The sequence below is a fragment of the Italian clover phyllody phytoplasma str. MA1 genome, assembly GCF_000300695.1.
GTDB lineage: Bacteria > Bacillota_I > Bacilli_A > Acholeplasmatales > Acholeplasmataceae > Phytoplasma.
Map to the genome: position 1 here is coordinate 1 of NZ_AKIM01000110.1, position 634 is coordinate 634.

The 634-nt window shown below is 25.6% G+C and carries 1 protein-coding gene and 2 pseudogenes; all 3 read left to right on the plus strand.

Translation table 11 applies throughout. The features are described from left to right. Positions 1 to 203, plus strand: a pseudogene (locus RI01_RS03855) (dTMP kinase); the annotation flags it as partial. Then, the gene (locus RI01_RS04010) at positions 203 to 337 is read left to right on the plus strand and encodes a hypothetical protein (RefSeq protein WP_017193148.1); all 135 of its coding nucleotides are present in this window, start codon (positions 203 to 205) and stop codon (positions 335 to 337) included. The pseudogene RI01_RS03855 and the gene RI01_RS04010, both read left to right, overlap by 1 nt. 37 nt (positions 338 to 374) lie before the next feature. After that, positions 375 to 634, plus strand: a pseudogene (locus RI01_RS02760) (hypothetical protein); the annotation flags it as partial.

The following is a 634-nucleotide window of genomic DNA, read 5'->3' on the forward strand; positions in this document are numbered from 1 at the left end:
GAAGAACTAGAAAGAAGAAACAAAAAAATCACCAAAGAGATCTGATTGAAAAACAATCCTTAACTTATTTTCAAACCGTTCGCCAAGGATACAATCATTATTTAACTCATTATACTAACGACATTAAGAAATTAATCTTAAACGGAAGTGATCCCATTTCATTCAATATTCAAAAAATTATGAAATATCTAGGAGAAAGATAATGGCTATTGTTATTAAGAAAAAATGTCAAAACGGTAATCTTTATTTTTATTACCATAACGGAAAAATCAAAACCATCAAACCTGATGGAACCATTACTTGGAAAACGAAAAAAATTAAGAAGAAAAGACCTTAAAACGAGTTCTTTTTTTTATTTAGAAAGGAAATAAAAAATGTTAATTAACGAAGATTTTTACCACATTAAACAACTTAACATTAACACTCAATGTGTTAATATTTTAAAAAAACTTTTTCATAAATCATCATTTTCACTTAATTTTCATGAATATATGAATCATCATCACCATTTACTAGATCAATATTTAACTAATAACAACTATCACTCTCAAAGTCAAAAAGTGATCCGTGGTAAAATCAATGAATATCTTATTTTACTCTATTTTCAAAACCAAGGAATCATTCATTTATATCC